The organism is [Mycobacterium] manitobense (assembly GCF_025821665.1).
GTDB classification, from domain to species: domain Bacteria; phylum Actinomycetota; class Actinomycetes; order Mycobacteriales; family Mycobacteriaceae; genus Mycobacterium; species Mycobacterium arseniciresistens.
Genome location: NZ_JACKSJ010000022.1, coordinates 18,668 through 45,289 on the forward strand (window position 1 = coordinate 18,668; position 26,622 = coordinate 45,289).

General features: G+C 69.6%; 26 protein-coding genes and 1 pseudogene. 13 read left to right on the plus strand and 14 right to left on the minus strand.

From position 1 onward, the window contains the following. Window positions 1–32: 32 nt before the first annotated feature. From H7I41_RS02515 to H7I41_RS02525, 3 genes are all read right to left on the minus strand, one after another. Window positions 33–1,502, minus strand: a complete 1,470-nt coding sequence (locus H7I41_RS02515) for a catalase (protein ID WP_264010983.1) — start codon at window positions 1,500–1,502, stop codon at window positions 33–35. A 168-nt stretch (window positions 1,503–1,670) separates the two neighbouring features. Beyond that, entirely contained in the window at window positions 1,671–2,069 is a 399-nt protein-coding gene (locus H7I41_RS02520) for a Fur family transcriptional regulator (protein WP_276008203.1), read from the minus strand. A 97-nt stretch (window positions 2,070–2,166) separates the two neighbouring features. Continuing rightward, entirely contained in the window at window positions 2,167–2,571 is a 405-nt protein-coding gene (locus H7I41_RS02525) for a hypothetical protein (RefSeq protein WP_264010985.1), read from the minus strand. Between the two features lie 91 nt (window positions 2,572–2,662). Here H7I41_RS02525 and H7I41_RS02530 point away from each other — a divergent pair, with 91 nt between their 5' ends. After that, the gene (locus tag H7I41_RS02530) at window positions 2,663–3,379 is read left to right on the plus strand and encodes an alpha/beta fold hydrolase (protein WP_264010986.1); all 717 of its coding nucleotides are present in this window, start codon (window positions 2,663–2,665) and stop codon (window positions 3,377–3,379) included. Here H7I41_RS02530 and H7I41_RS02535 read toward each other — a convergent pair. From H7I41_RS02535 to H7I41_RS02545, 3 genes are read right to left on the minus strand one after another with little or no spacing between them, the layout of a single operon-like run. Then, complete coding sequence (locus H7I41_RS02535) at window positions 3,366–4,469, minus strand: DUF4185 domain-containing protein (protein ID WP_264011017.1); 1,104 nt, start codon at window positions 4,467–4,469, stop codon at window positions 3,366–3,368. The two genes, H7I41_RS02530 and H7I41_RS02535, sit on opposite strands and share 14 nt — an antisense overlap. Before the next feature lie 35 nt (window positions 4,470–4,504). After that, on the minus strand, window positions 4,505–5,551 hold the full coding sequence (locus H7I41_RS02540) for an aspartate-semialdehyde dehydrogenase (protein ID WP_264010987.1): 1,047 nt from the start codon (window positions 5,549–5,551) through the stop codon (window positions 4,505–4,507). A 4-nt stretch (window positions 5,552–5,555) separates the two neighbouring features. Continuing rightward, the gene (locus tag H7I41_RS02545; protein WP_264010988.1) at window positions 5,556–6,821 is read right to left on the minus strand and encodes an aspartate kinase; all 1,266 of its coding nucleotides are present in this window, start codon (window positions 6,819–6,821) and stop codon (window positions 5,556–5,558) included. A gap of 112 nt (window positions 6,822–6,933) precedes the next feature. Between H7I41_RS02545 and H7I41_RS02550 the strand changes: the two genes are divergently transcribed. Further along, window positions 6,934–7,569: a nitroreductase family protein gene (locus H7I41_RS02550; protein WP_264010989.1), complete on the plus strand. Its 636-nt coding sequence runs from the start codon at window positions 6,934–6,936 to the stop codon at window positions 7,567–7,569. On the opposite strand, the gene H7I41_RS02555 is transcribed toward H7I41_RS02550, so the two are convergent. From H7I41_RS02555 to H7I41_RS02565, 3 genes are read right to left on the minus strand one after another with little or no spacing between them, the layout of a single operon-like run. Beyond that, window positions 7,528–8,253: a GntR family transcriptional regulator gene (locus H7I41_RS02555; protein ID WP_264010990.1), complete on the minus strand. Its 726-nt coding sequence runs from the start codon at window positions 8,251–8,253 to the stop codon at window positions 7,528–7,530. The genes H7I41_RS02550 and H7I41_RS02555 overlap by 42 nt on opposite strands. Window positions 8,254–8,304: 51 nt before the next feature. Then, window positions 8,305–9,039: a biuret amidohydrolase gene (gene biuH, locus H7I41_RS02560; protein WP_264010991.1), complete on the minus strand. Its 735-nt coding sequence runs from the start codon at window positions 9,037–9,039 to the stop codon at window positions 8,305–8,307. Next, on the minus strand, window positions 9,036–10,394 hold the full coding sequence (locus H7I41_RS02565; protein WP_276008198.1) for a cytosine permease: 1,359 nt from the start codon (window positions 10,392–10,394) through the stop codon (window positions 9,036–9,038). Before H7I41_RS02565 ends, biuH begins: the two co-directional genes overlap by 4 nt. Before the next feature lie 242 nt (window positions 10,395–10,636). On the opposite strand from H7I41_RS02565, the gene H7I41_RS02570 reads away from it, so the two are divergent. The 8 genes from H7I41_RS02570 (at window position 10,637) to leuA (ending at window position 20,058) form a co-directional block, all read left to right on the plus strand. After that, entirely contained in the window at window positions 10,637–11,890 is a 1,254-nt protein-coding gene (locus H7I41_RS02570) for an ammonium transporter (protein WP_264011018.1), read from the plus strand. A gap of 105 nt (window positions 11,891–11,995) precedes the next feature. Next, window positions 11,996–13,306 (plus strand): type III glutamate--ammonia ligase, encoded by a 1,311-nt coding sequence (gene glnT / locus H7I41_RS02575; protein ID WP_264010993.1) that lies wholly within the window; start codon window positions 11,996–11,998, stop codon window positions 13,304–13,306. Window positions 13,307–13,332: 26 nt separating this feature from the next. After that, window positions 13,333–14,217: a class II glutamine amidotransferase domain-containing protein gene (locus tag H7I41_RS02580; RefSeq protein ID WP_264010994.1), complete on the plus strand. Its 885-nt coding sequence runs from the start codon at window positions 13,333–13,335 to the stop codon at window positions 14,215–14,217. Beyond that, entirely contained in the window at window positions 14,205–14,891 is a 687-nt protein-coding gene (locus tag H7I41_RS02585) for a protein glxC (RefSeq protein ID WP_264010995.1), read from the plus strand. The genes H7I41_RS02580 and H7I41_RS02585 overlap by 13 nt, the downstream gene beginning before the upstream one ends. A 1-nt stretch (window position 14,892) precedes the next feature. Beyond that, entirely contained in the window at window positions 14,893–16,212 is a 1,320-nt protein-coding gene (locus H7I41_RS02590; protein ID WP_264010996.1) for an FMN-binding glutamate synthase family protein, read from the plus strand. After that, window positions 16,209–17,408 carry an NAD(P)/FAD-dependent oxidoreductase gene (locus H7I41_RS02595; RefSeq protein ID WP_264010997.1) on the plus strand — a complete coding sequence of 400 codons (1,200 nt, stop codon included), beginning with the start codon at window positions 16,209–16,211 and terminating at the stop codon, window positions 17,406–17,408. The genes H7I41_RS02590 and H7I41_RS02595 overlap by 4 nt, the downstream gene beginning before the upstream one ends. 11 nt (window positions 17,409–17,419) lie before the next feature. Then, the gene (locus H7I41_RS02600; RefSeq protein WP_264010998.1) at window positions 17,420–18,079 is read left to right on the plus strand and encodes a helix-turn-helix domain-containing protein; all 660 of its coding nucleotides are present in this window, start codon (window positions 17,420–17,422) and stop codon (window positions 18,077–18,079) included. 176 nt (window positions 18,080–18,255) lie between these two features. Next, window positions 18,256–20,058 (plus strand): 2-isopropylmalate synthase, encoded by a 1,803-nt coding sequence (leuA, locus tag H7I41_RS02605; protein ID WP_264010999.1) that lies wholly within the window; start codon window positions 18,256–18,258, stop codon window positions 20,056–20,058. On the opposite strand, the gene H7I41_RS02610 is transcribed toward leuA, so the two are convergent. From H7I41_RS02610 to H7I41_RS02620, 3 genes are read right to left on the minus strand one after another with little or no spacing between them, the layout of a single operon-like run. Continuing rightward, entirely contained in the window at window positions 20,055–20,630 is a 576-nt protein-coding gene (locus H7I41_RS02610; protein WP_264011000.1) for a TetR/AcrR family transcriptional regulator, read from the minus strand. The two genes, leuA and H7I41_RS02610, sit on opposite strands and share 4 nt — an antisense overlap. Next, window positions 20,630–21,073, minus strand: coding sequence for a hypothetical protein (locus H7I41_RS02615; protein WP_264011001.1), 444 nt, complete (start codon window positions 21,071–21,073; stop codon window positions 20,630–20,632). Before H7I41_RS02615 ends, H7I41_RS02610 begins: the two co-directional genes overlap by 1 nt. A gap of 41 nt (window positions 21,074–21,114) precedes the next feature. Next, window positions 21,115–21,756 carry a class I SAM-dependent methyltransferase gene (locus H7I41_RS02620; protein WP_372503648.1) on the minus strand — a complete coding sequence of 214 codons (642 nt, stop codon included), beginning with the start codon at window positions 21,754–21,756 and terminating at the stop codon, window positions 21,115–21,117. A 27-nt stretch (window positions 21,757–21,783) separates the two neighbouring features. Between H7I41_RS02620 and H7I41_RS02625 the strand changes: the two genes are divergently transcribed. Continuing rightward, window positions 21,784–22,638 carry a helix-turn-helix transcriptional regulator gene (locus tag H7I41_RS02625; RefSeq protein ID WP_264011003.1) on the plus strand — a complete coding sequence of 285 codons (855 nt, stop codon included), beginning with the start codon at window positions 21,784–21,786 and terminating at the stop codon, window positions 22,636–22,638. Here the strand turns inward: H7I41_RS02625 and H7I41_RS02630 are convergent. Then, window positions 22,639–23,625: pseudogene (locus tag H7I41_RS02630) on the minus strand (DEDDh family exonuclease); the annotation flags it as partial. Between the two features lie 166 nt (window positions 23,626–23,791). Between H7I41_RS02630 and H7I41_RS02635 the strand changes: the two are divergent. Both H7I41_RS02635 and H7I41_RS02640 read left to right on the plus strand, forming a co-directional pair. Further along, window positions 23,792–25,036 (plus strand): Mur ligase family protein, encoded by a 1,245-nt coding sequence (locus H7I41_RS02635; protein ID WP_264011004.1) that lies wholly within the window; start codon window positions 23,792–23,794, stop codon window positions 25,034–25,036. Further along, window positions 25,029–25,745 (plus strand): type 1 glutamine amidotransferase, encoded by a 717-nt coding sequence (locus H7I41_RS02640; RefSeq protein WP_264011005.1) that lies wholly within the window; start codon window positions 25,029–25,031, stop codon window positions 25,743–25,745. Before H7I41_RS02635 ends, H7I41_RS02640 begins: the two co-directional genes overlap by 8 nt. Here H7I41_RS02640 and H7I41_RS02645 read toward each other — a convergent pair. Continuing rightward, window positions 25,742–26,566 (minus strand): hypothetical protein, encoded by an 825-nt coding sequence (locus H7I41_RS02645; protein ID WP_264011006.1) that lies wholly within the window; start codon window positions 26,564–26,566, stop codon window positions 25,742–25,744. The genes H7I41_RS02640 and H7I41_RS02645 overlap by 4 nt on opposite strands. Window positions 26,567–26,622: the final 56 nt, after the last annotated feature.

A 26,622-nucleotide genomic window follows, 5' to 3' on the forward strand; every position in this document is an offset into this window, starting at 1 on the left:
CAGCCCGGCCGCGCAGGGCAAGGCGCCGACGGTCAGCCGCCGTTGCCCTCGAGCTTCGACCGCACGCCCTCCTCGACATTCTTGCCGAGTTCGGCGTCGACGTTGCGCCAGTACTCGAACACCCGCGACAGCACCGGTTCCCGCACGCCGTCGGTCACATGCCCGATGATGTTGTGCGCCAGCCGGTCCCGCTGGTCGTCGTCGAGCACCTCGCGGACCATGGTGCCGGCCTGGCTCCAGTCGTCGTCCTCGGCGCGCAGCGTGTAGGCCGCCCGGACCATGTCGCCGTCGGACATCCAGTGCGCCTCGGTGCCGCGGGCCGGGTCGGCGTGCGCGCCGCCCATCGAGTTCGGCACGTACACCGGGTCACTGGTGAGACGCATCCGCATCGCACCGTCCTTGGAGTAGCTGCGCACCTCGACCTTCGGCTCGTTCACCGGGATCTGCTTGTAGTTCACCCCGAGGCGGTGACGGTGCGCGTCGGCGTAGGAGAACCCGCGGGCCAGCAGCATCTTGTCCGGGGACAGGCCGGTGCCGGGCACGATGTTGTTCGGCTCGAAGGCCGCCTGCTCGATCTGGGCGTGGTAGTCGGTGACGTTGCGGTTCAGCGTCATCCGGCCGACGTCGATCAGCGGGTAGTCGCTGTGCGGCCACACCTTGGTCAGGTCGAACGGGTTGATGCGATAAGTCTTGGCGTCCTCGAACGGCATGATCTGCATCTTCAGCGTCCAGCTCGGGAAGTCGCCCTCCTCGATCGAGTCGTAGAGGTCGCGCTGGTGGTAGTCGGCGTCCTCGCCAGCGAGCCGGTCAGCGTCCTCCTGGGTCAGGAAATCGACGCCCTGATCAGTCTTGAAGTGGTACTTCACCCAGAACATCTCGTCGTCGGCGTTGACCCAGCTGTAGGTGTGGCTGGAGTAGCCGTTCATGTGCCGCCACGTCTTGGGGATGCCGCGGTCACCCATCAGCCACGTCACCTGGTGTGCCGACTCGGGCACGAGCGTCCAGAAGTCCCACTGCATGTGGTGGTCGCGCAGGTTGTTGGCCTGCATCCGCTTCTGGCTGCGGATGAAGTTCTGGAACTTCATCGGGTCGCGCACGAAGAACACCGGGGTGTTGTTGCCCACCATGTCGAAGTTGCCCTCGGAGGTGTAGAACTTCAGCGCGAATCCGCGCGGGTCGCGCCAGGTGTCGGGGCTGCCCCGCTCCCCCGCGACGGTGGAGAACCTCGCGACCATCTCCGTCTTCGCGCCGGGCTGGAACACCGCCGCCTTGGTGAACCGGCTCACGTCGTTGGTCACCTCGAAAACGCCGAATGCGCCGCCGCCCTTGGCGTGGGGCTGCCGCTCCGGGATGCGCTCCCGGTTGAAGTTCGCCATCTGCTCGATCAGGTAGTGGTCCTGCAGCAGGATCGGGCCGTCGGGTCCGACGGACAGCGAGTACTCGTCACTGGGCACCGGGTTGCCGGCGTCGTTGGTGGTGAAGTTGTTCTCGGTGGCGGTCATCGTGGTCGTTCATCTCCTCGGGGAACAGGCGGCCGTGGGGGCTGGACCGCGGACGCGCGGGCGCGTCACCTTCGGGGTGTACCCGAAACCGTGATCATGGATGCACGAAACGACGAGACGCCCCGGCGCGGGGGCGACGGGGCGTCTCGAAGGGCTGCAGAGAAACGTCTAGGCGGACATGTCGGCCGGTCCGGCGTCGCGGCAGTCGGCGCACACGCCCCAGAACACGACCTCGGCACGGTCGACGACGAAGCCGTCGGTGTCGGCGGGCACGAGGCAGGGTGCCGCGCCGACCACGCACTCCACGTCGGCGATGCGTCCACACGACCGGCAGACCAGGTGGTGATGGTTGTCGCCGGTGCGGGTCTCGTAGCGGGCCGAGGGGCCGGCCGGCTCGAGCCGGCGCACCAGCCCGGCTTCGGTGCACGCCCGCAGCACGTCGTACACGGCCTGGGTGGACACCGAGCCGAGCCGGCGCCGGACCTCTCCGGCGACCTCGTCGGCGGTCGAGTGCGGTGTGGCGACCAGCGCGTCGAGCACCGCGATCCGCGGGGCCGTGACGCGCATGCCGGCAGCCCGCAGCAGGGCGCGGGAGTCGGCGTCGTGGATCGCGGTCACACCATCGAGTATGCCCTCAATCTGGATCGAGTCAAGATTAGGTGCGTCACGGCCGAGCCGGGGCGGTGGTCGTCGGCGCATCGGGGGCAGCCGGCCGCTGCGGCCCGAAGCCGGGACCGCCGGGACCGAAGGGGGGGCCGCCCCGCTCCGGACCGCCGGGGCCCATCATCGGCGGCGGTCCGCCGTGGTGCATCATCACGCGGTCACCGTGGCCGGGCCCGCCGCGGTGGCCGCCGCCGTCGGAGGCCTTGCCGAGGATGAAGCCGGAGAAGAAGACCACCGCGACGATGAACACGACGCCTGCGACGATGCCGACCCAGGCGGCGGCGGTGGTGACGCGGCTGCCGCGCCGCGGTTCGCGCGCGATCACCGGCGCGGTCGATTCGGTGACGACGGGACGCGTTGCCGGTCCGGAGGATGCCGGTTCGGAGGATGAAGGTGTTTCGGTCATGACTCACAGCCTGCAAGCGGTGGTGAAGCGCTGATCCAGAATCAGCTATGAATCCGCTGTGAGCGTGTACACCGGCTCGTAGTCTCACGCCATGGCGACCTTTGCCCTGGTCCACGGCGGCTGGCACGGCGCATGGTGCTGGGAGTCGCTCGCTCCCGTGCTGGAGCGCCATGGGCACACGGTCGTCACGATGGACCTCCCGTGCGACGACGCGTCCGCGAGTCTGGACACCTATGCCGATGTCGTGTGCGCTGCCCTCGAAGGCAGCGGCGACGACGTGGTGCTGGTCGGGCATTCCCTGGGCGGCCACACGATTCCGTTGGTCGCGGCCCGACGGCCGATCCGGCATCTGGTCTATCTCTGCTCGGTCGTCCCGAGGATCGGCAGCAGCGTGATGGACCAGGCGACCGACGAGCCGGACATGTGGAACCTCGGCTTCATTCAGGGGCTGACCGTCGACGAACACGATCGGCAGGTATGGGTCGATCTCGAGGTGGCCCGCAGGCACCTCCTCGCAGACTGTGACGACAACACCGCGACCGCCGCGATCGGCCGGCTTCGACCGCAGGCCGATCACCCGATGGCGCAGACCTTTCCGCTGGCCGAACTCCCAGCGATCGGCTGCACGTACATCGTCTGCACCGACGACCAGATGATCAACCCCGAATGGTCTAGACGGGTGGCACGCGATCGGCTCGGCGCCGACGTCGTCGAGCTCCCCGGCAGCCATTCGCCGTTCCTGTCCCGCCCGCAGGCCCTCGCGGAGGTACTGCTCGACTTGGTGCAGCCCGGAATCACCAGGGCTTGAACGGGTTCACCGCGAACTGGATCACCCGGTACGGCGTCCCGCCGCGCGGCATGGTGTTCCACTGGCTGACGAACACCCGCACCTCGTCGAGCGTGGAGCCCGGCGAAATGTAACCGCCGTACGGTTGGGCCAGCCGATTGACCTCCGGCGGTGGCAGCCGATCCACGGGTTCGGGCCACTCCGGCCAGTCGGTGGCCACCACCACGGTCGTGACCGGCGCCGTGCCCAGGCCCGTCGGGGCGTCGGCCACCCGGACCTCCATGTTGCCGTTGCCCGCGTTGAAGTACGACAGCACCGTCTTGCCGTCGATCTGGCGCACGCTCATCTCCCCCACCCGGTCGCCCCACAGCGGCGTGGCCGGCTTGCCCCAGCCGCCGTCCGGACCGGGCAGGCCCGACCAGCCCTCCCAGGTCGACCGGTCGGTGAAGGTGTCGGGCTTCGCGCGGTAGAGCACCACCGGTGCGGTGCGGTCGAAGTTGTTGGCCACGATGTACACCCACCCGCCGGGCGAATCCGCCGTGGGGATCGGGTCGTAGTAGCCGCTGATCTGTGACTGCCTGCCGCCGTCGTGGCCGGCCTCCCGCACCGACCCCTCGATCGTCGGCCACTCCCCTTCGGCAGCAGACGCTTTCACCAGTCTCGACGACTGCGGCCGCAGATCGCGGGTGGTGGTGATCATCATCCAGTTCTCCCGGTTGACCTGCACCACCCCGGCGGGCAACTGCGACGACCCCGGCGGCGTCGGGTCGGCGAGCAGCGGGGTGTCGACTCCGGACACCCCGTCATAGCGCACGCCGTTCGGATCGCCGACGGACTCCGCGTCGACGTGCAATGCGATCGGCGAGTACCACCCGCCGTACCCCACGCCCTGGCCGGCGAAGCTGTCGCCGCACACCTGCAGGATCCCGCTGGGGAACTCCATGAACTCGCACAGGTCGGTCGCGCCGATACCGTAGTCGCTTGTCGCGGTGCCGGTTCCGGCGGTCGGCCCGAGGCGGAGCACCTGTCCGGGCACCAGCGGCGGCAGCACCGGGCCCGGTGCGGGCGAAGGCGGTTCGGCCAGCGCGGACGGCGCCGCGGGCAGCAGCATCAGGGCGCCGAGCAGCGCCCCGACAGCCCGCCGGGTCACAACCGAGCGGCCAGCAACTCGGCGATTTGAATGGTGTTCAGCGCCGCACCTTTTCGCAGGTTGTCACCGGAGACGAACAGCGCGAGCCCACGGCCGTCGGGCACGCCCGGGTCCTGCCGGATGCGGCCGACGAGCGACTCGTCCGCCCCCGCGGCGGCCAGTGGCGTCGGCACGTCGGACAGTGTGACGCCGGGCGCCGCGGCGAGGATCTCCTTGGCCCGCTCCACCGAGAGTGGTTGAGAGAACTCGACGTTGATCGACAGCGAGTGGCCGGTGTACACCGGCACCCGCACGCAGGTGCCGCTGACCAGGAGGTCGGGAATGCCGAGGATCTTGCGACTCTCGTTGCGCAGCTTCTGGTCCTCGTCGGTCTCCCCGGATCCGTCGTCGACATAGGAGCCGGCCAGCGGCACCACGTTGAACGCGATCGGCGCGACGTACTTGTTCGGCGCCGGGAAGTCGAGCGCCGAGCCGTCGTGCACGAGGTCGCGGCTGCCGGAGACGACGGCTGTTGCCTGGCCGTACAGTTCGTCCACCCCGGCGAGCCCGCTGCCCGAGACGGCCTGATACGTCGAGGCGATCATCCGCACCAGCCCGGCCTCGTCGTGCAGCGGCTTGAGTACCGGCATGGCGGCCATGGTGGTGCAGTTCGGGTTGGCGATGATGCCCCGCGGAAGGGACCCGGTGCGGTTCGCGACATCTCTTTCGAAGTTCACCTCGGAGACCACCAGCGGCACCTCGGGGTCCTTGCGCCACGCCGAGGAGTTGTCGATCACCACGGCGCCCGCGGCGGCGAACCGCGGCGCCTGCACCCGTGACATCGTCGCGCCCGCGGAGAACAGTGCGATGTCGATGCCGGAGGGATCGGCGGTCTCGGCGTCCTCGACCTCGATCTCCTGGCCGCGGAACGGCAGCTTCTTGCCCTGCGAGCGCGCGGAGGCGAAGAACCGCACGCTGGTGGCCGGGAAGTCCCGCTCCTCCAGCAGCGTGCGCATCACCTGACCGACCTGACCCGTCGCGCCGACCACTCCGATATTGACCATTTGGCTACCGTCCCGTTCCCGCGTACACGACGGCTTCCTCGTCGCCGCCCAGTCCGAATGCCTCGTGCAACGCTGCAACGGCCTTGTCCAGTTCCGTGTCCTTCACCAGGACCGAGATCCGGATCTCCGAGGTGGAGATCAGGTCGATGTTCACGCCGACCTCGGCGAGCGCCTCGCAGAAGGTGGCGGTGACGCCGGGGTGGCTGCGCATGCCCGCGCCGATCAGCGACACCTTGCCGATGTGGTCGTCGTAGAGCACCCGGGTGAACCCGATCTCGTGCTGCAGCGACGTCAGCTTCTCGACGGCGCCGGGTCCGTTGTCCCGGGCGCAGGTGAAGGTGATGTCGGTCTTGCCGTCCTCGATCTTGGAGATGTTCTGCAGCACCATGTCGATGTTCACGTCGGCGTCGGCGACCGCGCGGAACACCCTGGCGGCGTATCCCGGGACGTCGGGCACACCGACGACGGTGACCTTGGCCTCGCTGCGGTCGTGGGCGACCCCGGTGAGAATGGCGTCTTCCATGGCGATGTCCTCGATCGATCCCTTGACGATGGTGCCCGGCTTGTCGGAGTACGACGACCGGACGTGGATGGGCAGGTCGTAGCGGCGGGCGTACTCGACGCACCGCAGCATCAGCACCTTCGCGCCGCACGCCGCCATCTCGAGCATCTCCTCGAAGCTGACGGTGTCCAGCTTGTGCGCGTTCGGCACGATGCGCGGGTCGGCGGTGTACACCCCGTCGACGTCGGTGTAAATCTCGCAGACGTCGGCGTTGAGCGCGGCCGCCACCGCGACCGCGGTGGTGTCCGAGCCGCCGCGGCCCAGCGTGGTGACGTCCTTGGTGTCCTGGCTGACGCCTTGGAAGCCGGCGACGAGGACGATCTGCCCCTCGTCGAGCGCCGACCGCAGCCGGGTCGGAGTGACGTCGATGATCTTGGCGTTGCCGTGGGTGCCGGTGGTGACGACGCCGGCCTGCGAGCCGGTGAACGACCGGGCGTGCGCGCCGAGTGACTCGATCGCCATCGCGACCAGCGCGTTCGAGATCCGCTCACCCGCCGTGAGCAGCATGTCCAGTTCGCGCGGGGGCGGCGCCGGGCACACCTGCTTGGCGAGGTCGAGCAGGTCGTCGGTGGTGTCACCCATCGCCGAGACGACCACGACGACGTCGTTGCCCGCCTTCTTGGTCTCGACGATGCGCTCGGCGACGCGCCGGATGCGCTCGGCGTCGGACACCGAGGATCCGCCGTATTTCTGCACGACGAGCGCCACTGTCAGGCCTTTCAGGTGCGGATTGGTCGCACACAAGGATAAGGGGTCGGAGCATCCGGTTTTTCCCTCCGGCGGGCAGGTGTGATGCACACACACTCGGTAGCGTCGTGTGGTGGCCGACCCGCCGACTGATCGCACCGCCCAGACCCGGGTGCCCATCCATCCCGACCTCGCCGCGAGGTGGAGTCCGCGCGCCTTCGATCCGGCCGCAGCACTCGCCGACGAGGAGGTCACCGCGCTGCTCGAGGCGGCCCGCTGGGCGGCGACGTGGGGGGCGCGCCAGCCGGTGCGGTTCGTGGTCGGACGGCGCGGCGACCCGACGTTCACCGCCCTGGCCGCCGCGCTCAAACGGGGAAACAGCTACGCCCACGCAGCGGGTGCGCTGATCCTGGTGTGCGCCGACGAGGGCGAGGACGACCGGACGGCGCACTACGCGGCGCTCGATGCCGGCGCGGCGATCGCCAACCTGAGCGTCGAGGCGGTGTCGCGGCGGCTGATCGCCCACCCGATGGCCGGCTTCGATGCGGACGCGGCCCGTCGCGACTTCGGCGTCCCCGAGGGTGTCCGGCCGTACGCCGTGGTCGCCGTCGGCTCGCTCGGTGACTACGCGGGCGCCGACGAGAAGATCGTCGAACGCGACTCGCTGCCCCGCCGCAGGCTCCCGCTCGAGGAGATCGCGTTCGCCGGCGCCTGGGGCAAGCCTGTCCTACTTCCAGAGGGTGTCGAACGACGTCACGGAATGCCCTAGCGAGCGGGCGCTCAGCGCTCGGATCGCGCGCCGTTCGACGACCTCGAAACTGATTCCGACGTGTTCGTGCAGCGCTTCGCGGCCGGCCTCGAGTTCGTCGTCGAGCAGCAGTTCTACGATCTGCAGGTGCTCGGCGATGGTCGCCGTGACGCGCTCCTCTGTGATGAAGTCGTACATCCGGATCAGCCGGATGCGCCTGTTCAGATTGTCGAGCGCCCCGACCATCGCCATGTTCCCCGAGGCGGCCGAGAGCTCGATGTGGAACGCCTCGTCGAGCAGCACCATGTCGGCCTCCGGCGGAGGCGGGCTGGCCTCGAGTTCGCGCCACTGCGCACGCAGCGCGGACAACCGCTCCTTGTCGTAGCGCAGTTCAGAGGTCTCCAGGATCCGGGTGATCCCCCGCAGTTCGATGGTGATCCGCAGTTCGTAGAGGTCACGGACGCCCGCGATGTCGAGTGCCACCGGGTAGTACCCGTCCGGCCTGCGTTCCAGCATGCCGTCGGCGTGCAGCCGCACCAGCGCCTCGCGCAACGGAGTGCGGCTGACGTTGAGCGCGTCACACAGCTGCGACTCGACGAGCCTGGTGCGGTCGTCGATCTCGCCGGTCATCAACTTCTTGCCGAGGTCGACGTACACCCGGTCGCGCAGGGAGGCCGGCTCGTCGACCGCGGCTGGTGCCACCATGCGTTGATGTCCTCCTCTGTGAAACGGCCGGCACTGCCGGGCTCCCTCCGATTATCCCGCGGACGCCACCCGTGGTGCGCTGATCGACCGGCCCGCCATCTGATCGAGGGCCGCCAGCACCGCCTCGGTGGTGGCGTGGGCGCCGAACACCCCGCCCTGCATCGTGATCATGTTCAGGGCGGCCACATGGTTGCCGTAGTCGGTGGCGCCCGTGGCGTCGGAGACCACCAGGCATTCGTACCCCCTGTCGTTGGCGTCGCGCATCGTGGTGTGGACGCACACATCGGTGGTGATTCCGGTGAAGATGATGTGCGTCACGCCGTTGCTGCGCAGGATCAGTTCGAGGTCGGTGGCGTAGAAGCTGCCCTTGCCCGGTTTGTCGATCACGGGTTCACCGGGCAGCGGCGCCATCTCCGGCACGATCTGCCATCCCGGCTCGCCGTGGGTGAGGATGCGGCCGCATGGTCCGAGAGCCCCGATCTCCGCGCCGATCCGGGCGGAGCGCCACCGCTTGTTGGCCGGCAGGTCCGACAGATCCGGCCGGTGGCCTTCTCGCGTGTGGATGACGAGCAGCCCGGCGGCACGGGCCGCGGCCAGGATCTGCTGGGCCGGGCCGAGTGGGGTGCGGACCAGCGACAGGTCGTAACCCATGGTGTCGACGTACCCGCCCTTGCCGCAGAAGTCGACCTGCCAGTCGATGTTGATCAGAGCCGTTCGGCCGGAGGGGATGTGGCCGTCGTAGGGCCATGTGTAGGGATTGGCGTCGACGGTGACCGGTGTGCTCATGCGTTCTCTCCGCTCAGGACGGGCTGGGCGACGGGCGCGCCGGCCGGGACGGCGGAGCCGCGCACCGCGTAGGTCAGCAGCGTGAACGCGACGGCCCCGGTGAGCATGGCGACCACAGCGTCGGACAGCTGCGGCGCGTAGAAGTGCGTCGCCAGGGCCACCGCGGCCCCGATCGCCCACGCGGCGAACGGCTTCCAGTACAACCCACCGCGTGCGGGTGCCCGCTTCGACGCGAAGACCAACTGATCGAGGATGATGATGACACCGATCGGCGGTACGAGGACACCGAGGATGTTGAGCCAGGTCGCGAAGTACGACCAGATGCCGGCCACCGCAGCGACGGTGCCGAGGATACCGAGCACGATCGTCAACTGCCGCATGGTCTTTCCGGTGATGTTGCCGAAGCCGACGGCACCGTTGTACAGGCAGTGCGCGCACACGCTGCCGAGGTTCACGAACACGAAGACGATGGCCAGCGGCACGAGGATCCCGCCGCCGCCCACCAGGACGTGCAGGAAGTCACCGCCGGTGGTGTCGGCCGCCGCCGAAGCGCCGAGTGCCACCACCAACGCCCCGACCAGCTGGGCGATGAAGTAGGCGACGGGGAACGCCGCGAAGGCCGCCAGCGCGCCCTGCCTGCCGCTGCGGGCCCACCTCGTGAAATCCGCGGTCATGGTGCCCGAGTCCGCGAAGCACGCGATCACCATCGTCACCGCCACGCCGAAGCTGAACGCGCTCGCACCCGCGCCACCGCTGTATGAGAACGCCGAATCGAATCCGGTGTCGCCGGCCGCCAACACGACGGCGACCACGCCAAGCGGCACGAACAGCGCCGAGGCGACCACCCCGATCCAGGAGATCGCCCGGATGCCGACGAACGTGAGTGCGACGAAGAGCAATCCGGCCAGCAACGTGATCCAGGTGGCGCTCCAGCCCATCGAGACGTTGAGCGTGGAGCCCACCATTCCGGTCTGGAACGCGAACCAGCCGATCACCAGAACGGACAGGAACCCCGACACGATGCGAAACCCTCTGGCGCCGAACGTGTCCGCCGCGGTCAGCGCGAAGTTCTTCCCCGACCCGCCCGCGAGGTAGCTCAGGGTCCCGACGTACCCCATCAGGATGAGATCGCCGACGACGATCGCGAGGAGCCCCGTGACGAAGCCCAGGTTGTAGACGACGATGCCCGAGAAGACCGCCGACGTCATGATCATCGGAAAGCCGACCCAGACTGCCGACACCGCGAACAATGACTTGCGGGCGGACGCGGGGACGGGTTCGTTCTCGTACTCCTCGCCGAGGCCCGACTCATCGGGGCCGGCGGCTGTTGTCGGTGTTTCCACGGCTTCGCTCATTTCGCATCGGAGGCGGGATACCGATCTGTATCCACTGCTGTATACAGTGAGGTATACGAATTGCCGCTCTGTTTCTGCTGGTGAACGCTTCGTTACAAGCAGCGTGCGACCGACCGCGACATCGTTTACGCATCCGCAACACCACGACACTGTCCGCGTAACAGAAACGTCGGTTACTGCCAGTGAACGGACCCGACTGAGCGGTCCGCATCACTTCCAGGAGTAACTGACCAATGGACGTAGTGGACACTGGCACCACGGCATTCATGCTGTGTTGCATCATCGGGCTGACCCTCATGATCCCGGGCCTTGCGCTGTTCTACGGCGGCATGGTCTCGGTCAAGAGCTCGACCAACATGATGATGATGACCTTCGGTGCGGTCGCCGTCGTCGGCGTGCTGTGGGTGCTGTTCGGCTTCTCGATGGTCTTCGGCACCTCGTACGGCGGCTTCGTCGGCAGCTTCACCGAATTCGACGGCATGACCGACCTGCTGGAGTCCCAGACCACCATCTCGGGCCTGCCGGTAAGTCTGTTCGCCATCTTCCAGGCCCTGTTCGCGGGGATCACCGTCGCGCTGATCTCCGGTGCGGTGGCCGACCGGATGAAGTTCGGCGCATGGATGCTGTTCGCCACGGTGTGGGCCGTGCTGGTGTACTTCCCCGTCGCGCACTGGGTGTTCGCGTTCGACGGAGTGGTCACCGAGAACTCGGTCGGGGGCTGGATCGCCAACAGCCTCAAGGCCATCGACTTCGCCGGTGGTACCGCTGTGCACATCAATGCAGGCGCCGCCGCGCTGGCCGTGGCGATCGTCCTCGGCAAGTCGGCGATGTTCGGTCAGCTGCGCAAGCCGCACAACGTGCCGCTGACCCTGCTCGGCGCCGGTCTGCTGTGGGCCGGTTGGTATGCCTTCAACGGCGGATCGGCTCTGGCCGCTGGCAATTCGGCGGCGATCGTCATGGTCACCACCTTCGTCGCGACCTGCGCCGCCACGCTGGCCTGGCTCGCCGTCGAGAAGATCAAGGACGGCCACGTCACCGGCGTCGGTGCGGCGTCGGGCGCCATCACCGGCCTGGTGGCCATCACCCCCGCCTGCGGTTCGGTCACCCCGGTCGGCGCGATCTTCGTCGGCGCCATCGCCGGCGCGATCTGCGTGTACGCCGTCGGCCTGAAGTCGAAGTTCGGCTACGACGACTCGCTCGACGTCGTCGGCGTCCACCTGGTCGGCGGGCTGATCGGCACGCTGCTGATCGGCTTCTTCGCCAGCGAGGGCATGCCCAACGCCACCAACGGCCTGTTCTACGGCGGCGGTGTCGACCAGCTGTGGAAGCAGGCGGTCGCCGCCTTCGCGGTGATGGCGTACTCCTTCGTGGTCGCGTTCGCGATTGCCTTCGTACTGAAGAAGACGATGGGCATCCGCATCTCGCCCGAGGAGGAGGAGCAGGGCATCGACGCGAAGTTCCACCGCGAGTCGTCCTACGACATGGCACCTGTGTGATCTGACGCCGGCCGGCACGGGTTCACCCCCGCACCGGCCGGCTTTCGCATGCCAGCCGAGTTTCCTATCGTGATACTTTGATTCTCAGCAAGAGACAGGACCCGTATGACCCCCGACCTCGCCACCCTCACCGAGCAGTCCGGCACGAAGTTCGTGCTCGCGCTGTTCGTCGACCTGCGCGGCAAGCCCTGCGCCAAGCTGGTGCCGGTCGAGGCCGTCGACCTGCTCGCCACCGAGGGTGTCGGCTTCGCGGGCTACGCCGTCGGCGCCATCGGCCAGGAGCCCAAAGACCCCGATCTGATGGCGATCCCGGACCCGGCGTCGTTCACCCCGATCCCGTTCATCAAGGACGGGCTGGCCATCGTGCACTGCGACCCGCACGTCGAGGGCGAGCCGTGGCCCTACGCACCGCGCGTCATCCTCAAGGCGCTGATCCAGCAGGCCGCCGACGCCGGCTTCGAGCCGTGGGTCGGCGCAGAGGTCGAGTACTTCCTGCTGCACCGCAATCCCGACGGCAGCCTGTCCACCGCAGACGCCGCCGACACCGCCGCCCAGCCCTGCTACGACGCCCGCGGCGTCACCCGGATGTACGACCACCTCACCGCCATCTCCACCGCGATGAACGCACTGGGCTGGTCGAACTACGCCAACGACCACGAGGACGGCAACGGCCAGTTCGAGCAGAACTTCCAGTTCGCCGAGGCGCTCACCACCGCCGACCGCGTGGTGACGCTCCGGTACCTGCTGTCGATGATCGCCGCCGAACGCGGCATGGTCGCCACGTTCATGCCGAAGCCGTTCGCCGACCGCACAGGCAGCGGCCTGCACCTGCACCTGTCGCTCACCAGCGGCGGCGCCCCGGTGTTCCCGGCCGCCGAGGATCACCGCGGCCTCGGCCTGTCCGACACCGCATACGGCTTCATCGGCGGGATCCTCGACCACGCCTGCGCACTGCAGGCCGTCATCGCGCCGACGGTCAACTCCTACAAGCGAACCGGTGCGACCTCGACGGCGTCGGGTGCATCCTGGGCGCCGCGCCGCGCGACCTACGGCGGCAACGACCGCACGCACTACATCCGGGTGCCCGACTCGCAGCGCATCGAACTGCGCGGCGGCGACGGGTCGGCCAACCCCTATCTGGCGATGGCGGCCGCGCTGGGCGCGGGCCTGGACGGCATCAAGCGCAGCACCGATCCCGGCGCGGTCGGCGCCGCGGGTGACGGCCGCGCGACGCTGCCACCGACCCTGCTGCACGCCGTCGACGAACTGCAGTCCGACCCCGTGGTGTCCGGCGTGCTCAACGCGGCGGGCGACGGGGTGGCCGGCTACTTCGCCGACGTCAAGCGCGAGGAGTTCTTCGCCTACCACGGCGCCGTGACGCCGTGGGAGATCGACCAGTACCTGACCGCCTTCTGACCCACGACGAGGAGAACGAGACAGCGATGTGCGGAATCGTCGGGTTGCACCTGCGCAACCCAGCGCTGTACCCGCGGTTGGGCGAACTGCTCACCGGGATGCTGTGCGAGATGGCCGACCGCGGAAGCGATTCGGCCGGCGTGGCAGTGTACGGCGACCCGGCCTGGACGCCGCCGGGCCGGTCGTGTGTCTCGCTGCTCGGCGTCGACGCCTCGGCCGACTCGGTGCGCTCCGCGCTGGGCCCGCAGGTGACGGTCACCGTGCTCGACGACACCTACCTGGTGTCCGGTGAGTCCGACGCGACCACCCTGCTCACCACGGTCCGGGCGGCGCTGCCCGACGCACTGGTCGCGGGCTTCGGCGACGACCTGGCCGTGCTCAAGGGCGTCGGGCACCCGCGCACCCTCGCCGAGTCGTGGGGGCTGGCGACGGCGCAGGGCTGGCAGGGCGTCGGGCACACCAGGATGGCCACCGAATCGGCCGTGACGCCCTCGGGTGCGCACCCCTACGCCGTCGGCCCCGACCAGTGCCTGGTGCACAACGGGTCGTTCGCCAACCACGCGACCATCAGACGTGAACTCCGCGCCGCCGGCGTCGAATTCGACAGCGAGAACGACACCGAGGTGGGCGCGCGGTTCGTCGCGGCGCAACTGGCCGCAGGCCGTGACGTCGAGACCGCGCTGAAGGAACTGTGCAGCCGCTTCGACGGGTTCTACACACTGCTGGTGTCCAACTCGGACTCGTTCGCCGTGGTGCGCGACGCCATCGCCTGCAAGCCCGCCGTCATCGCCGAGACCTCGGACTGGGTCGCGATGGCCAGCGAGTACCGCGCGCTGTCCGGCCTGCCCGGCGTCGGGCACGCCGCGATCTGGGAACCCGAACCGGAGGTCGTCTACGCATGGCAGCGCTAGTGCACTGGGACCTGGGCGAGACCGCACTGCGGGAGGTCAACGCCGCCCTGCACGCGCCGGGCCTGGCCGGGGAGTTCGTCATCGACCATCCGGCCGGTGCGCACAACGTGGCCGTCGGCCTCGATGCCCCGGTCCGCGTGACGGTCAACGGCCACGTCGGCTACTACGCGGCGGGGATGAACCAGCGCGCCGACGTCGTCATCGACGGCAACGCGGGCACCGGCGTCGCGGAGAACATGATGAGCGGCACCGTGTGGGTGAAGGGTGACGCCTCGCAGTCCGCCGGCGCAACCGCGCACGGCGGCCTGCTCGTGATCGAGGGCAATGCCGCTGCGCGGTGCGGCATCTCGATGAAGGGGGTGGACATCGTGGTGGGCGGCGACATCGGCCACATGAGCGCATTCATGGCTCAGGCCGGCCGGCTGGTGGTGCGCGGCAACGCAGGCGAGGCACTCGGCGACTCCATCTACGAGGCCCGCCTCTACGTCCGCGGCGACGTCGCATCACTGGGCGCGGACTGTGTGGCCAAGGAGATGCGCGCCGAACACCACGAGGAACTCGGCACGCTGCTCAAGGCGGCCGGATTCGAGGACGACGACACGTCGTCCTACACCCGCTACGGGTCCGCCCGCTCCCTGTACCACTTCCACGTCGACAACGCAGCGAGCTACTGACATGACCACTGACCCGGCACAGCGGGGCCTGCGCGAGTCGGCCACCTTCGACCGCGCCACCATCGCCGCGATCCAGCGGGCCGCCGAGACCGGCGTCTACGACATCCGCGGCTGGGGCGCCAAACGCCCGCTCCCGCACTTCGACGACCTGCTGTTCCTCGGCGCCTCGATGTCGCGCTACCCACTCGAGGGCTACCGCGAGCGGTGCGACACCGACGTCGTGCTCGGCGACCGGCACGCCAAACACCCGCTGCACCTGAGCATCCCGGTGACCATCGCGGGCATGTCGTTCGGCGCGCTGTCGGGTCCGGCCAAGGAGGCGCTGGGCCGCGGCGCCAGCGAGGCAGGGACGTCGACGACCACCGGTGACGGCGGCATGACTCCCGAGGAACGCGGCCAGAGCAAGCACCTGGTGTACCAGTACCTTCCGTCGCGCTACGGCATGAACCCCGACGACCTGCGTCGCGCGGACGCGATCGAGGTGGTGCTCGGCCAGGGCGCCAAACCCGGCGGCGGCGGAATGCTGCTGGGACAGAAGATCTCCGAACGTGTCGCAGGCATGCGCACCCTGCCGCAGGGCATCGACCAGCGTTCGGCATGCCGGCACCCGGACTGGACGGGGCCCGACGACCTCACCATCAAGATCAACGAGCTGCGCGAGCTCACCGACTGGGAGAAGCCGATCTACGTCAAGGTCGGCGCCACCCGCACCTACTACGACGTCAAGCTCGCGGTGCACGCCGGCGCCGACGTGGTGGTGGTCGACGGCATGCAGGGCGGCACCGCCGCCACCCAGGAGGTGTTCATCGAACACGTCGGCGTGCCGACGCTGGCCGCACTGCCGCAAGCGGTGCAGGCGCTCACCGAACTGGGCGTCCATCGCAAGGTGCAGCTCATCGTCTCCGGCGGCATCCGCACGGGCGCCGACGTGGCCAAGGCACTGGCGCTGGGTGCCGACGCGGTGGCCATCGGCACGGCCGCGCTGATCGCACTCGGCGACAACCATCCGCGCTACGCCGCGGAGTACGAGAAGCTCGGCAGCGCAGCGGGTTTCTTCGACGACTTCCAGGACGGCACCGACCCGGCGGGCATCAGCACGCAGGACCCGGAGCTGGCGGCACGGTTCGACGCGATAGAGGGCGGCCGGCGGCTGGCCAACTACCTGCGGGTGCTGACCATGGAGGCCCAGACGATCGCGCGGGCCTGCGGCAAGGCCCACGTGTGCCACCTGGAACCCGAGGACCTCGTGGCCGTCACCATCGAGGCCGCCGCGATGGCGCGGGTGCCGCTGGCCGGCACGAGCTGGATCCCGGGCCGATGACCACCGACACCGCTGACGTCGTCATCGTCGGCGGCGGCATCGAAGGCGCCGCGGCCGCCTGGGCACTCGCGCAGCGCGGGGTCACCGATGTCGTTGTCGCCGAACGCAACACTGTCGGCTCCGGGATGACCGGCAAGTCCAGCGGCATCGTGCGCTGCCACTACGGCGTCAGCTCACTGGCCGCGATGGCGACCGTCGGGCTCGAGGTGTTCGAGAAGCCGCAGCAGTTCCTCGGCGACCACGCGGCGGACATCGGGTTCCGGCAGAGCGGCTACGTCGTCGGCGTCGGCGAACAGAACGTCGACGCGATGCGCGCCAGCCTTGCCGCGCAGCGCGCCGTCGGGGTGCAGACCGAGGAGATCGACGCGGCCGAAGTGGAGCGCATGTGGCCGTACGCCGACCTGACGCCGTTCGCGGCGTTCGGCTGGGAGCCGCGCGGCGGGTACGGCGACGCCTACCAGACCGCGCAGGCGCTCGCCGTCTCCGCGCGTGCCGCCGGTGTCCGGGTCCGGCAGGGCACACCCGTGGTGGACCTGCTCGTCGACGGCGACCGGATCACCGGCGTCCGCACCGCCGACGGCACCGAGATCCACGCGCCGTCGGTGGTGGTCGCCACCGGCGCATGGACGCGCCCGTTCCTGGCGCCGTACGGGATCGACGTACCGATCCGCGTGGTGCGCGAGCAGATCGTGCTGATCTCGCCGGGGGTGCCGACGGCGGGTCTGCCCGTGTTCTCCGATCTGGTGTCGCTGCAGTACATCCGCCCCGAGACCGGTGGCGACGTGCTGTTCGGCAACAGCGACCTGGCCGACATCGCGGAAGCCGATCCGGACCGCTATCTCAACCGGGCCACCGACGAGTTCGTCGACGTCACGGTCGAGAAGGTCGGCACCCGCTTCCCCGGCTTCACCGCCGCGGCGATCACCGGCAGCTACGCCGGCTGCTACGACGTCACCCCGGACTGGAACCCGGTGATCTCCGCGACCGGCGTGACCGGACTGTTCGTCGCCGCGGGGTTCAGCGGACACGGCTTCAAGATCGCCCCGGCGGTGGGGCGGCTGGTCGCCGACCTGGTGATCGACGGACGCAGCGCCGATGCCCGCATCCCCGAGTCGGACTTCCGGTTGTCGCGGTTCGACGACGGCGACCTGCTCAAGACGCCGTACCCGTACGTCGGCGCCGGCGAGATGCGCTAGACAGGGAACCCGTGAGCCCCGCTGACGACGACGTTCCGCTGCTGCGGAACAAGGCTGGCACCGCGCGCGACCGCAATCCACAAGATTCGGTGGAAGAGGTCGAGTTCGAGGCGGCGATCGGGCGCAACGTACGTCAACTGCGGTTGCAGCACGGCCTCACCGTCGCCGACATGGCCGCCCGCGTCGGCATCTCCAAGGCGATGCTGAGCAAGATCGAGAACGCCCAGACCTCCTGCAGCCTGTCGACCCTGGCGCTGCTGGCCAAGGGCTTCGACGTGCCGGTCACCAGTCTGTTCCGCGGCGCCGACGTGGAACGGCCCGCGGCGTTCGTGAGGGCGGGCACCGGCGCGCACATCGTGCGCAACGGCACCAAGGAGGGCCACGACTACGAGCTGCTCGGGTCGCTGCGAGGTGAGCACAAGCGGCTCGAATGCCTGCACGTGACGCTGTCGGAGAAGAGCCGGACCTACCCGCTGTTCCAGCATCCGGGCACCGAGTTCATCTACATGCTCGAAGGCGTGATGGATTACAGCCACAGCAGGTCGGTGTACCGGATGCAGCCGGGGGACTCGCTGCAGATCGACGGCGAGGGGGCGCACGGTCCGGTCGACCTGGTCGAGCTGCCGATCCGCTTCCTGTCGGTGATCGCCTTCCCCGACTCGCAGGTGTAGCCGCACGCACTTTTCAGCAAAGTTTTGGGGCACGGGCACACCCGCGCTACAGTGGACGACGTGCAGCGGGTGCTCCTTCTCGGACGCCGCGACGGGGTCTGACCAGACCGGCTTCTCGTCGCGGGTGTTTCGTGATGCGCCGGTCGAGTCCCCTTCACACTCCCGGAGCGAATCACATGAACACTGCACCATCCGCCGACGGCTTCAGCTCGGTACGCACCATTCACACCCCCGCCGGTGACCCACACCCCGGCCAGCCCGCCTGGAACACCCAGCGCGCCACCCAGATGCCGGTCAGCCGGTACCGCAGCTTCGCCGACGAGGTCGAACCCGTCACGGTGCCCGACCGCACCTGGCCCGACAAGGTCGTCAGGACCGCGCCGATGTGGTGCGCGGTGGACCTGCGCGACGGCAATCAAGCGCTGATCGACCCGATGAGTCCGGCCCGCAAACGGCGCATGTTCGAGCTGCTGGTGCGGATGGGCTACAAGGAGATCGAGGTCGGCTTCCCGTCGGCCAGCCAGACCGACTTCGACTTCGTCCGCGAGATCATCGAGCAGGGCGCGGTGCCCGACGACGTCACCATTCAGGTGCTGACGCAGTGCCGGCCCGAGCTGATCGCGCGCACGTTCGAGGCGTGCGCCGGCGCACCCCGGGCGATCGTGCACTTCTACAACTCGACGTCGATCCTGCAACGCCGCGTGGTGTTCCGGGCCGACCGCGAGGCCGTCAAGGCGATCGCGACCGACGGCGCCCGGATGTGTGTCGAGGAGGCCGCGAAGTACCCCGGCACGCACTGGCGGTTCGAGTACAGCCCGGAGTCCTACACCGGCACCGAACTCGAGTACGCCAAGGAGGTGTGTGACGCCGTCGCCGACATCATCGCGCCCACACCCGAGGCGCCGCTGATCGTCAACCTGCCCGCCACCGTCGAGATGGCCACCCCCAACGTGTACGCAGACTCGATCGAGTGGATGAGCCGCAACCTGGCCCGCCGGGACTCGATCATCCTGAGCCTGCACCCGCACAACGACCGCGGAACGGCCGTCGCCGCGGCAGAATTGGGCTATCAGGCCGGCGCCGACCGCATCGAGGGCTGCCTGTTCGGCAACGGCGAGCGGACCGGCAACGTGTGTCTGGTGACGCTGGGGCTCAACCTGTTCAGCCGCGGTGTCGACCCGCAGATCGACTTCTCCAACATCGACGAGATCCGGCGCACCGTCGAGTACTGCAACCAGTTGCCCGTCCACGAGCGCCACCCCTACGGCGGCGATCTGGTCTACACCGCGTTCTCCGGCAGCCACCAGGACGCGATCAACAAGGGCCTGGACGCGATGAAGGTCTCGGCGGACCAGCAGGACGCCGATGTCGACGACATCCTCTGGCAGGTCCCGTACCTGCCGATCGACCCCAAGGACGTCGGCCGCACCTACGAGGCCGTCATCCGGGTGAACTCGCAGTCCGGCAAGGGCGGCGTCGCCTACATCATGAAGGCCGACCGCGGCCTGGTGCTGCCGCGTCGGCTGCAGATCGAATTCAGCCAGGCGATCCAGAAGATCACCGACGGCGAGGGCGGTGAGGTGTCGCCCAAGGAGATGTGGGACGTCTTCTCCGAGGAGTATTTGGCGCCGCTCCGACCGCTGGAGCGCATCCGCCAGCGGGTCGACGCGGCCGAGGTCGACGGCGGCACCGACACCATCACCGCGGTGGTGAAGGTCGACGGCGAAGAGCGCGAGATCGTCGGCGCGGGCAACGGTCCGCTCGCCGCGTTCGTCGACGCCCTTGGCGCCATCGGCTTCGACGTGTCCGTGCTGGACTACTCCGAGCACGCCCTCTCGGCGGGCGAGGAGGCCCAGGCCGCCGCATACGTCGAGGCGTCGGTGGGCGGCAGGACCGTGTGGGGCGTCGGCATCGCGACGTCGATCACCACGGCATCGCTGCGTGCGGTGGTGTCGGCCGTCAACCGGGCGGCCCGCTAACCGAAGACCGCGCGCAGGATCCGGTCGGTCAGGCCGCCCGGATCCTGGGCGCCGGGCTGTGCGGCGGTGAACGTCGCATTGCTGAACGCGAGGCCGTTGAGCAGGCGCGCCAATTCGCCCACCTGTTCGGCGGACGGGCGGTGTCCCGCGGCTTCGAGGATGAGGCCCGCCGACTTCAGCGCGGCGGCCTGGATGTCGCCGAGCGCCCGATGCAATTCGGGCCGGCGGGTGCCCTCGAGGAACAGCTCGAACCGGGCGACGTTCACCTGATGCGCACGCTCGTCGGGGTCGGTGATCATCCGGGTCAGCAGCGCGAGGACGCCTTGGGGACTCCGCTGCCGACCGACCAGTTCCTGCAATACGCCCACCCGCTGCCAGTGCATCTCGGCCACGTGGGCCGTCACCGCCTCGAGCAGTGCCAGCCTGTTCCGGAAGTAGTTGGAGGTGGTGCCCGCCGGCACGCCGCTGCGGGTGTCGACCTGGCGGTGCGTCAGACCCCCGACGCCCGTGTCGGCCAGGATGGCGATCGCGGCGTCGAGGATCTGAGTCCGTCGTTCGGGGTTGGCGGGCATCAGTTCCTGACGCGGAGTCGCCAGAACATGGTCAGCATCGCGGCGTAGAAGGGGAACAGCAGATAGCTGAACCACATCGGGAAGAACTCGAAGTAGAAGGCGACCTCGTTCTTCACGACACCGAAATAGACGTGCAGCGGCACGCTCAGCACGATATAGACCAGCGCCCAGGTGAAGAACACCCTGTGCGGCCGGTTGGCGAAATCGACGCGGCGCCACACCAGGATGCCGGTCACCGCGGCATAGATCATCGGGACGAGCAGCGCCATGTCGGTCGTTCGGGTCAGGACGTACTGCAGCGTCAGGTCGTCGCCGAACAGCACCCGGAATAGGTGCAGCACGACGCCCGTCCCGATGGTCAGCATCGCCGCCTCCCGGTAGAAGTAGCCGCGCCTGCGGTAGGCGTCGAGAAGCGTCACGTGTACTACATGTGTAGTGGTCATGCCCGTGACGTTACCACTACATTCGTAGTGCACACAATGGGTCAGGCCGAGGGCCGAACGGCGCGGTAGCGCTTCACCTGCCCGAACAGCCGCAGCCGGTGGCTGCCCACCTCGTCGACGTTGAACCCGACGGTGCCCAGCAGCTGCGGGATCGCGCCGCCGGGGCCGTGCGGGTGACCGACGATGTCGACGACGTGCAGGCTGCCGCCGGGCCGCAGCACACGGAACGCCTCGGCGGCAGCCTGTGCCTTGGTGTCCTCGTCGAGATGGTGCAGCATCATCGACGACAGCACCCGGTCGAAACTGCCGTCGGGGTACGGCAACCGCTGCGCATAGCCGCGTTCGAAGCGGATTCCGCTCAGGCCGCGGGCCTTTCGGCGGGCCCGGTCGAGGGCACGGGGATCGGGATCCGATCCGGTGAACTGCGCGCCGGGATGTGAGCGCTTCGCGGTGACGGTCACATTGCCGGTGCCGCAGCCGATCTCGAGGACCTGCTGGCCGTCGGCGAGCCCGGCCTGGTCGATGAGCGCGCGGTAGGCCGGCCGCATGCCGAGCACCCGGGTGAGCAGGTCGTACCCCGGCAGGAACGCGTCGCGGCCGGCGGCGGGTATGTAGTCGATTGACCGATCTTTCGTCATCTGACCATCGTGATCCTGTCGCGCATAGCGGTGTTGCTCGATCATCGCCGAAACTTGGATTATGTTCGTCTCATGCCGTCGCGATTGATCCGTCACCGCGACGGGGTGCCCGTGTACGCCTATCCGGCCGCCGACAGCACCCCACCGCTGTCGGTGGTCCGCCTCACCGACGGCGACGTCGTCGAGCACCGCAGGCACATCCACGACTTCCCGGTGCTCTGGTACCTCCCGGCGACCGGCGCCCTCTACGTCGTGGCGGCAGGCGCGGCCGTCGACCCGCTGCAGGTGCACCGCGACGGCGACGGCATCGGCATCTTCTTCGACGCATCGGCGCTGGGCGAGGATGCCGGCTCATCATGGCCGACCTGGCGGTCACATCCGCTGCTGTTCCCCTTCCTGCACGGCCAGCGCGGCGGGCTCATGCGGTTGCACGTGCCCGCCGGCCGCAGGCCGCGCTGGGACGCCGCGATCGCGTCGATCGAGTCCGAGCTGGCCGTCCGGCAGGCCGGATACCGGCAGGCGGCACTGGCCGAGTTGACGCTGCTGCTGATCGACGTCGCTCGCCTGGCCGACGACGTGGTGGGCGACCTGCGGCGCAGCGGTGAGCCGCTGCTGGCCGACGTGTTCGCGGTGATCGAGCGGCACATCGGCGAGCCGCTGTCGCTGCGCGACGTGGCGCGCGCATTGAACCTGACCGCCGGGCACCTGACCACGGTCGTGCGCCGCCGCACGGGACGCACGGTTCAGGACTGGATCCTCGAGCGCCGGATGACCGAGGCGCGCACGCTGCTGGCGGACACCGACCTTCCGATCCAGGAGATCGGCCGCCGGGTCGGGATGCCGGACGCGGCCTACTTCAGCAGAGCTTTCCGCCGAACGCACGGGGCCTCGCCACGGGAATGGCGCAGCCGCAACGCCGCCGCGTGATCAGAACAGGGCGAACTGCTCGCCGGTCGGCGTGGCGGCGGCGAACTCCTCGATGCCGGTGCCGCCGACCACCGCGTCGAGGCAGCGCATGAACTCGGTGTCGGTGACGAGCGGCACGCCGAGGTCGCGGGCGTGATACCCCTTGCCCTGCTCGGGTTCGGCCTCGTTGCAGATCACCAGGGACGTCTCCAGGTCGACGGCCTCGGAGTAGGACAGCCCGGCGTGCACGATCCGTTCGATCAGTTCCTCGTGGGTGCGCTTCACCTCGGCCGACAGGCCGACCCGCATGCCCTGCACCAGCGGCCGTCCGGCGACGAACCGGCCCGGGTTGGCGTACGGGCACGGCAGCCGTGACACGAGCATCTTCAGTGGCCGCAGCTCGTCGTGGGTGACCTGGCCGTTGGGCCAGCGCCGCCGGGTGGCCGGGCGCACCGGCAGCCATGCCCTCCGCTCGCGGGCCCGCGCCAGGGTCGGCTTGAGGATCTGGGCGAGCACCTGTGCGTCGTCGAGGGCGTCGTGCGGCCGCAGCTGCGGCACGCCCCAGTGCGCGGCCAGCGTCTCCAGGCGCAGGTTCTCGGTGCCGAGTTGAAGCCGGCGGGCCAGCTCGACGGTGCACATCACGGTGTCCACTGGCAGCTCGGCGCCGACGAGTTCGGCCTCCGCCGCCAGGAACGAGTAGTCGAAGGCGACGTTGTGCGCGACCAGCGTGCGGCCCGCGAGGACGGCTCGCACGTCGTCGACCACGTCGCCGAAGCTCGGCTGCCCCTCCAGCATCTCGGCGGTGAGGCCGTGCACATGCGTGGGCCCGGGGTCGACGCCCGGGTTCAGCAGCGTCGCGACGCTGCGCTCGACGCTGCCGTCGTCACCGACCGCGAGTGCGGCGATGCTGACGATGCGGGCCTGCCCGGGCTGGAAACCCGAGGTCTCCACGTCGACGACGGCCCAGCCGGATCCGTCCTCCACAGCGGGCCGGCCCCAGGAGCCGCTCGGCCGGCGACATTCGGCATCAGAGCCGCTCGGCCGGCGACATTCGGCATCAGAGCCGCTCGGCCGGCGACATTCGGCGCGCGTTTGGCTCACCTGGCCAGGATGGCACGGGGGTCCGACATCCCTCGCCCGGCAGCCCAGCGTGTCGCCACCTAAAATGCCGGGGATGGTCACCACTCGCGGTCGAATTGCGCTCGGCGCGGGATCCGCGGCGCGCTGGGCCTCGCGGGTCACCGGTCGCGGCGCGGGCGCGATGATCGGCGGCCTGGTCGCGATGGCGCTGGACCGGTCGATCCTGCGCCAGCTCGGGCAGGCCCGCCGTAGCGTCGTCATCACCGGCACCAACGGCAAGTCGACCACCACCCGGATGACCGCCGCCGCGCTGGGCACCCTCGGACCGGTGGCGACCAACGCCGAGGGCGCCAACATGGACGCCGGGCTGGTCGCCGCGCTGGCCGCGGCCCGCGACGCCACGCTCGCCGCGCTCGAGGTCGACGAGATGCACGTGCCGCACGTGGCCGACGCGGTGGATCCGGCGGTGATCGTGCTGCTGAACCTGTCGCGCGACCAGTTGGACCGGGTCGGCGAGATCAACCACATCGAGCGGACGCTGCGCGCAGGGCTGGCGCGGCACCCGTCGACCGTGGTGGTGGCCAACTGCGACGACGTGCTGATGACCTCGGCGGCCTACGACTGCCCGAACGTGGTGTGGGTGGCCGCCGGCGGCAGCTGGGCGAACGACTCGGTGTCGTGCCCGCGCTCCGGCGAGGTCATCGTCCGCGAAGGAACCCACTGGTACTCGACGGGCACTGATTTCAAGCGGCCGGAGCCGCAGTGGTGGTTCGACGACACCCACATCCACGGACCCGACGGGCTCGCGCTGCCGATGTCGCTGGCCCTGCCGGGTGCGGTCAACCGCGGCAACGCCGTTCATGCGGTGGCGGCGGCGGTCGCGCTGGGCGCCGATCCCGCGGCCGCGGTGGCGGCGGCGTCGGCGGTCGACGAGGTGGCGGGCCGCTACCGCACCGTGCGCCTCGGCGAGCACACCGCCCGCGTGCTGCTTGCCAAGAACCCGGCCGGCTGGCAGGAGGCGCTGTCGATGGTGGACAAACACGGTGCGGGCGTGGTGATCTCGGTGAACGGCCAGGTGCCCGACGGCGAAGACCTGTCGTGGCTCTGGGACGTGCGCTTCGAACACTTCGAGGACACCCAGGTGGTCGCCGCAGGGGAACGCGGCACCGACCTGGCGGTGCGGCTGGGCTATGCGGGTGTCGGACACACCCTGGTGCACGACACCGTCAAGGCGATCGCCTCGTGCCCGCCGGGGCACGTCGAGGTGATCGCGAACTACACGGCCTTCCTGCAACTCAACCGCGTGCTTGCGCGCCTGCCCGAGGACGCCCGTGCCTGAGTCGACCGTGCGGATCGGGCTGGTGCTGCCCGACGTGATGGGCACCTACGGCGATGGCGGCAACTCCGTGGTGCTGCGGGAACGGTTGCGGCGCAGGGGTATCGATGCCGAGGTCGTCGAGATCACCCTGGCCGACCCGGTGCCCGCGCAGCTGGACCTCTACACGCTCGGGGGCGCCGAGGACTACGCGCAGCGGCTGGCCACCCGGCACCTGATCCGCCATCCCGGCCTGCAGCAGGCGGCGGCGCGCGGCGCGCCGGTGCTGGCGATCTGCGCGGCCATCCAGGTGCTCGGCCACTGGTACGAGACCTCGTCGGGTGAGCGGGTGGACGGCGTCGGCATGCTCGACGTGACGACGTCGCCGCAGCAGGCCCGCACGATCGGCGAGGTGGTGTCCCAGCCGCTGCTGCCCGGACTGTCGCAGCGGCTGACCGGTTTCGAGAACCACCGCGGCGGAACGGTTCTCGGTTCCGACGCGCGGCCACTGGCCCGCGTCGAGAAGGGTGCGGGCAACCGCGACGGCGACGGCTTCGACGGGGCGGTGCAGGGCAGCGTGGTCGCCACCTACCTGCACGGGCCCTGCCTGGCCCGCAATCCCGAACTCGCCGACCTGTTGCTGTCACGCGTGGTCGGCGACCTGCCACCGCTGCCGCTCGACGAGGTCGAGCTGTTACGGCGCGAACGGCTGGCCGCGCCGCGGCGCGCCTAGGCCGCGTGGGTCTCGACGAAGAAGCCGCGCCGCGCCAGCGCATCCTCGACGGCCGCCAGCCAGTCGACCGGCCTGTTCTCGCTCGCGACCGGCACCACGGCCCAGCCCAGCGCGTGCAGCATCCGCAGCTTCGCGACGTCGGCGCCGCAGTCCACCGCGACCTTGCACTCGGGCCACCCCATGTCGAGGAACGCCACCGGTTCGCCGTTCTCCATCACGGCGATCTGCGTCTCCGGCGCCGGGAAGCCCGCGTCGATCAGCCACAGCCGGACCCTGCTCTCGCGCGGCGTCGCCGCACCCCCGTCGACCAGCGGCAGCAGTGCGCGCAACCGCCGCACCCCCTGCGCCCGGGGATATCGGTCGACGAGCTCGTCGACCGCCGCGACCGAATAGCGCTCACCCCACATCAGCGCGTCCAGCCGGGCCAGCGCCTCGCGGCGGTCGACGTGCCGCCCGATGTCGAACGCCGTGCGCACCCGGGTGGTGACCGGTAGCCCGGCCATCGCCGTGACCTCGTCGTCGGCGAACCGGTCGGCGAGCGGCACCAGCCCCGGCTGCGCCTGACACGTCGCGCCGAGCAGTTCGATCGGCGCCTCGGCGTCCAGCCACGCGGCGCCGTGCAGTGCCGCAGCGGCCGTGCCCGCCACCACACCCTTGCGGCGGGAGGCCAGCCAGGCCGCGACCGCCCGGTCACGCAGCGTCAGCGTCGCGTCCCGCGACACATATACCCCGCGGTGGACGGCGCGATAGTGGGTGCGCAGCGACTGCCGGGTGGCGTGGCCCGCGGCCAGCGCCTCACCGCCGAGGAAGATCTCCGTCATGGCGCCCATGGTGCCCCCGGGCACCGACAAGTCAGGCCGCCCGCCGGGTGAGAGGA

Excerpts from the sequence above, each read along its gene's own strand:
- H7I41_RS02515 (WP_264010983.1), bottom strand. The coding sequence starts at position 1,502 with ATGACCGCCACCGAGAACAACTTCACCACCAACGACGCCGGCAACCCG.
- H7I41_RS02520 (WP_276008203.1), bottom strand. The coding sequence starts at position 2,069 with ATGCGCGTCACGGCCCCGCGGATCGCGGTGCTCGACGCGCTGGTCGCC.
- H7I41_RS02525 (WP_264010985.1), bottom strand. The coding sequence starts at position 2,571 with ATGACCGAAACACCTTCATCCTCCGAACCGGCATCCTCCGGACCGGCA.
- H7I41_RS02530 (WP_264010986.1), top strand. The coding sequence starts at position 2,663 with ATGGCGACCTTTGCCCTGGTCCACGGCGGCTGGCACGGCGCATGGTGC.
- H7I41_RS02535 (WP_264011017.1), bottom strand. The coding sequence starts at position 4,469 with ATGCTGCTGCCCGCGGCGCCGTCCGCGCTGGCCGAACCGCCTTCGCCC.
- H7I41_RS02540 (WP_264010987.1), bottom strand. The coding sequence starts at position 5,551 with ATGGTCAATATCGGAGTGGTCGGCGCGACGGGTCAGGTCGGTCAGGTG.
- H7I41_RS02555 (WP_264010990.1), bottom strand. The coding sequence starts at position 8,253 with ATGGTGGCACCAGCCGCGGTCGACGAGCCGGCCTCCCTGCGCGACCGG.
- biuH (WP_264010991.1), bottom strand. The coding sequence starts at position 9,039 with ATGAGCACACCGGTCACCGTCGACGCCAATCCCTACACATGGCCCTAC.
- H7I41_RS02565 (WP_276008198.1), bottom strand. The coding sequence starts at position 10,394 with ATGAGCGAAGCCGTGGAAACACCGACAACAGCCGCCGGCCCCGATGAG.
- glnT (WP_264010993.1), top strand. The coding sequence starts at position 11,996 with ATGACCCCCGACCTCGCCACCCTCACCGAGCAGTCCGGCACGAAGTTC.
- H7I41_RS02580 (WP_264010994.1), top strand. The coding sequence starts at position 13,333 with ATGTGCGGAATCGTCGGGTTGCACCTGCGCAACCCAGCGCTGTACCCG.
- H7I41_RS02585 (WP_264010995.1), top strand. The coding sequence starts at position 14,205 with ATGGCAGCGCTAGTGCACTGGGACCTGGGCGAGACCGCACTGCGGGAG.
- H7I41_RS02590 (WP_264010996.1), top strand. The coding sequence starts at position 14,893 with ATGACCACTGACCCGGCACAGCGGGGCCTGCGCGAGTCGGCCACCTTC.
- H7I41_RS02595 (WP_264010997.1), top strand. The coding sequence starts at position 16,209 with ATGACCACCGACACCGCTGACGTCGTCATCGTCGGCGGCGGCATCGAA.
- leuA (WP_264010999.1), top strand. The coding sequence starts at position 18,256 with ATGAACACTGCACCATCCGCCGACGGCTTCAGCTCGGTACGCACCATT.
- H7I41_RS02610 (WP_264011000.1), bottom strand. The coding sequence starts at position 20,630 with ATGCCCGCCAACCCCGAACGACGGACTCAGATCCTCGACGCCGCGATC.
- H7I41_RS02615 (WP_264011001.1), bottom strand. The coding sequence starts at position 21,073 with ATGACCACTACACATGTAGTACACGTGACGCTTCTCGACGCCTACCGC.
- H7I41_RS02620 (WP_372503648.1), bottom strand. The coding sequence starts at position 21,756 with ATGATCGAGCAACACCGCTATGCGCGACAGGATCACGATGGTCAGATG.
- H7I41_RS02625 (WP_264011003.1), top strand. The coding sequence starts at position 21,784 with ATGCCGTCGCGATTGATCCGTCACCGCGACGGGGTGCCCGTGTACGCC.
- H7I41_RS02635 (WP_264011004.1), top strand. The coding sequence starts at position 23,792 with ATGGTCACCACTCGCGGTCGAATTGCGCTCGGCGCGGGATCCGCGGCG.
- H7I41_RS02645 (WP_264011006.1), bottom strand. The coding sequence starts at position 26,566 with ATGACGGAGATCTTCCTCGGCGGTGAGGCGCTGGCCGCGGGCCACGCC.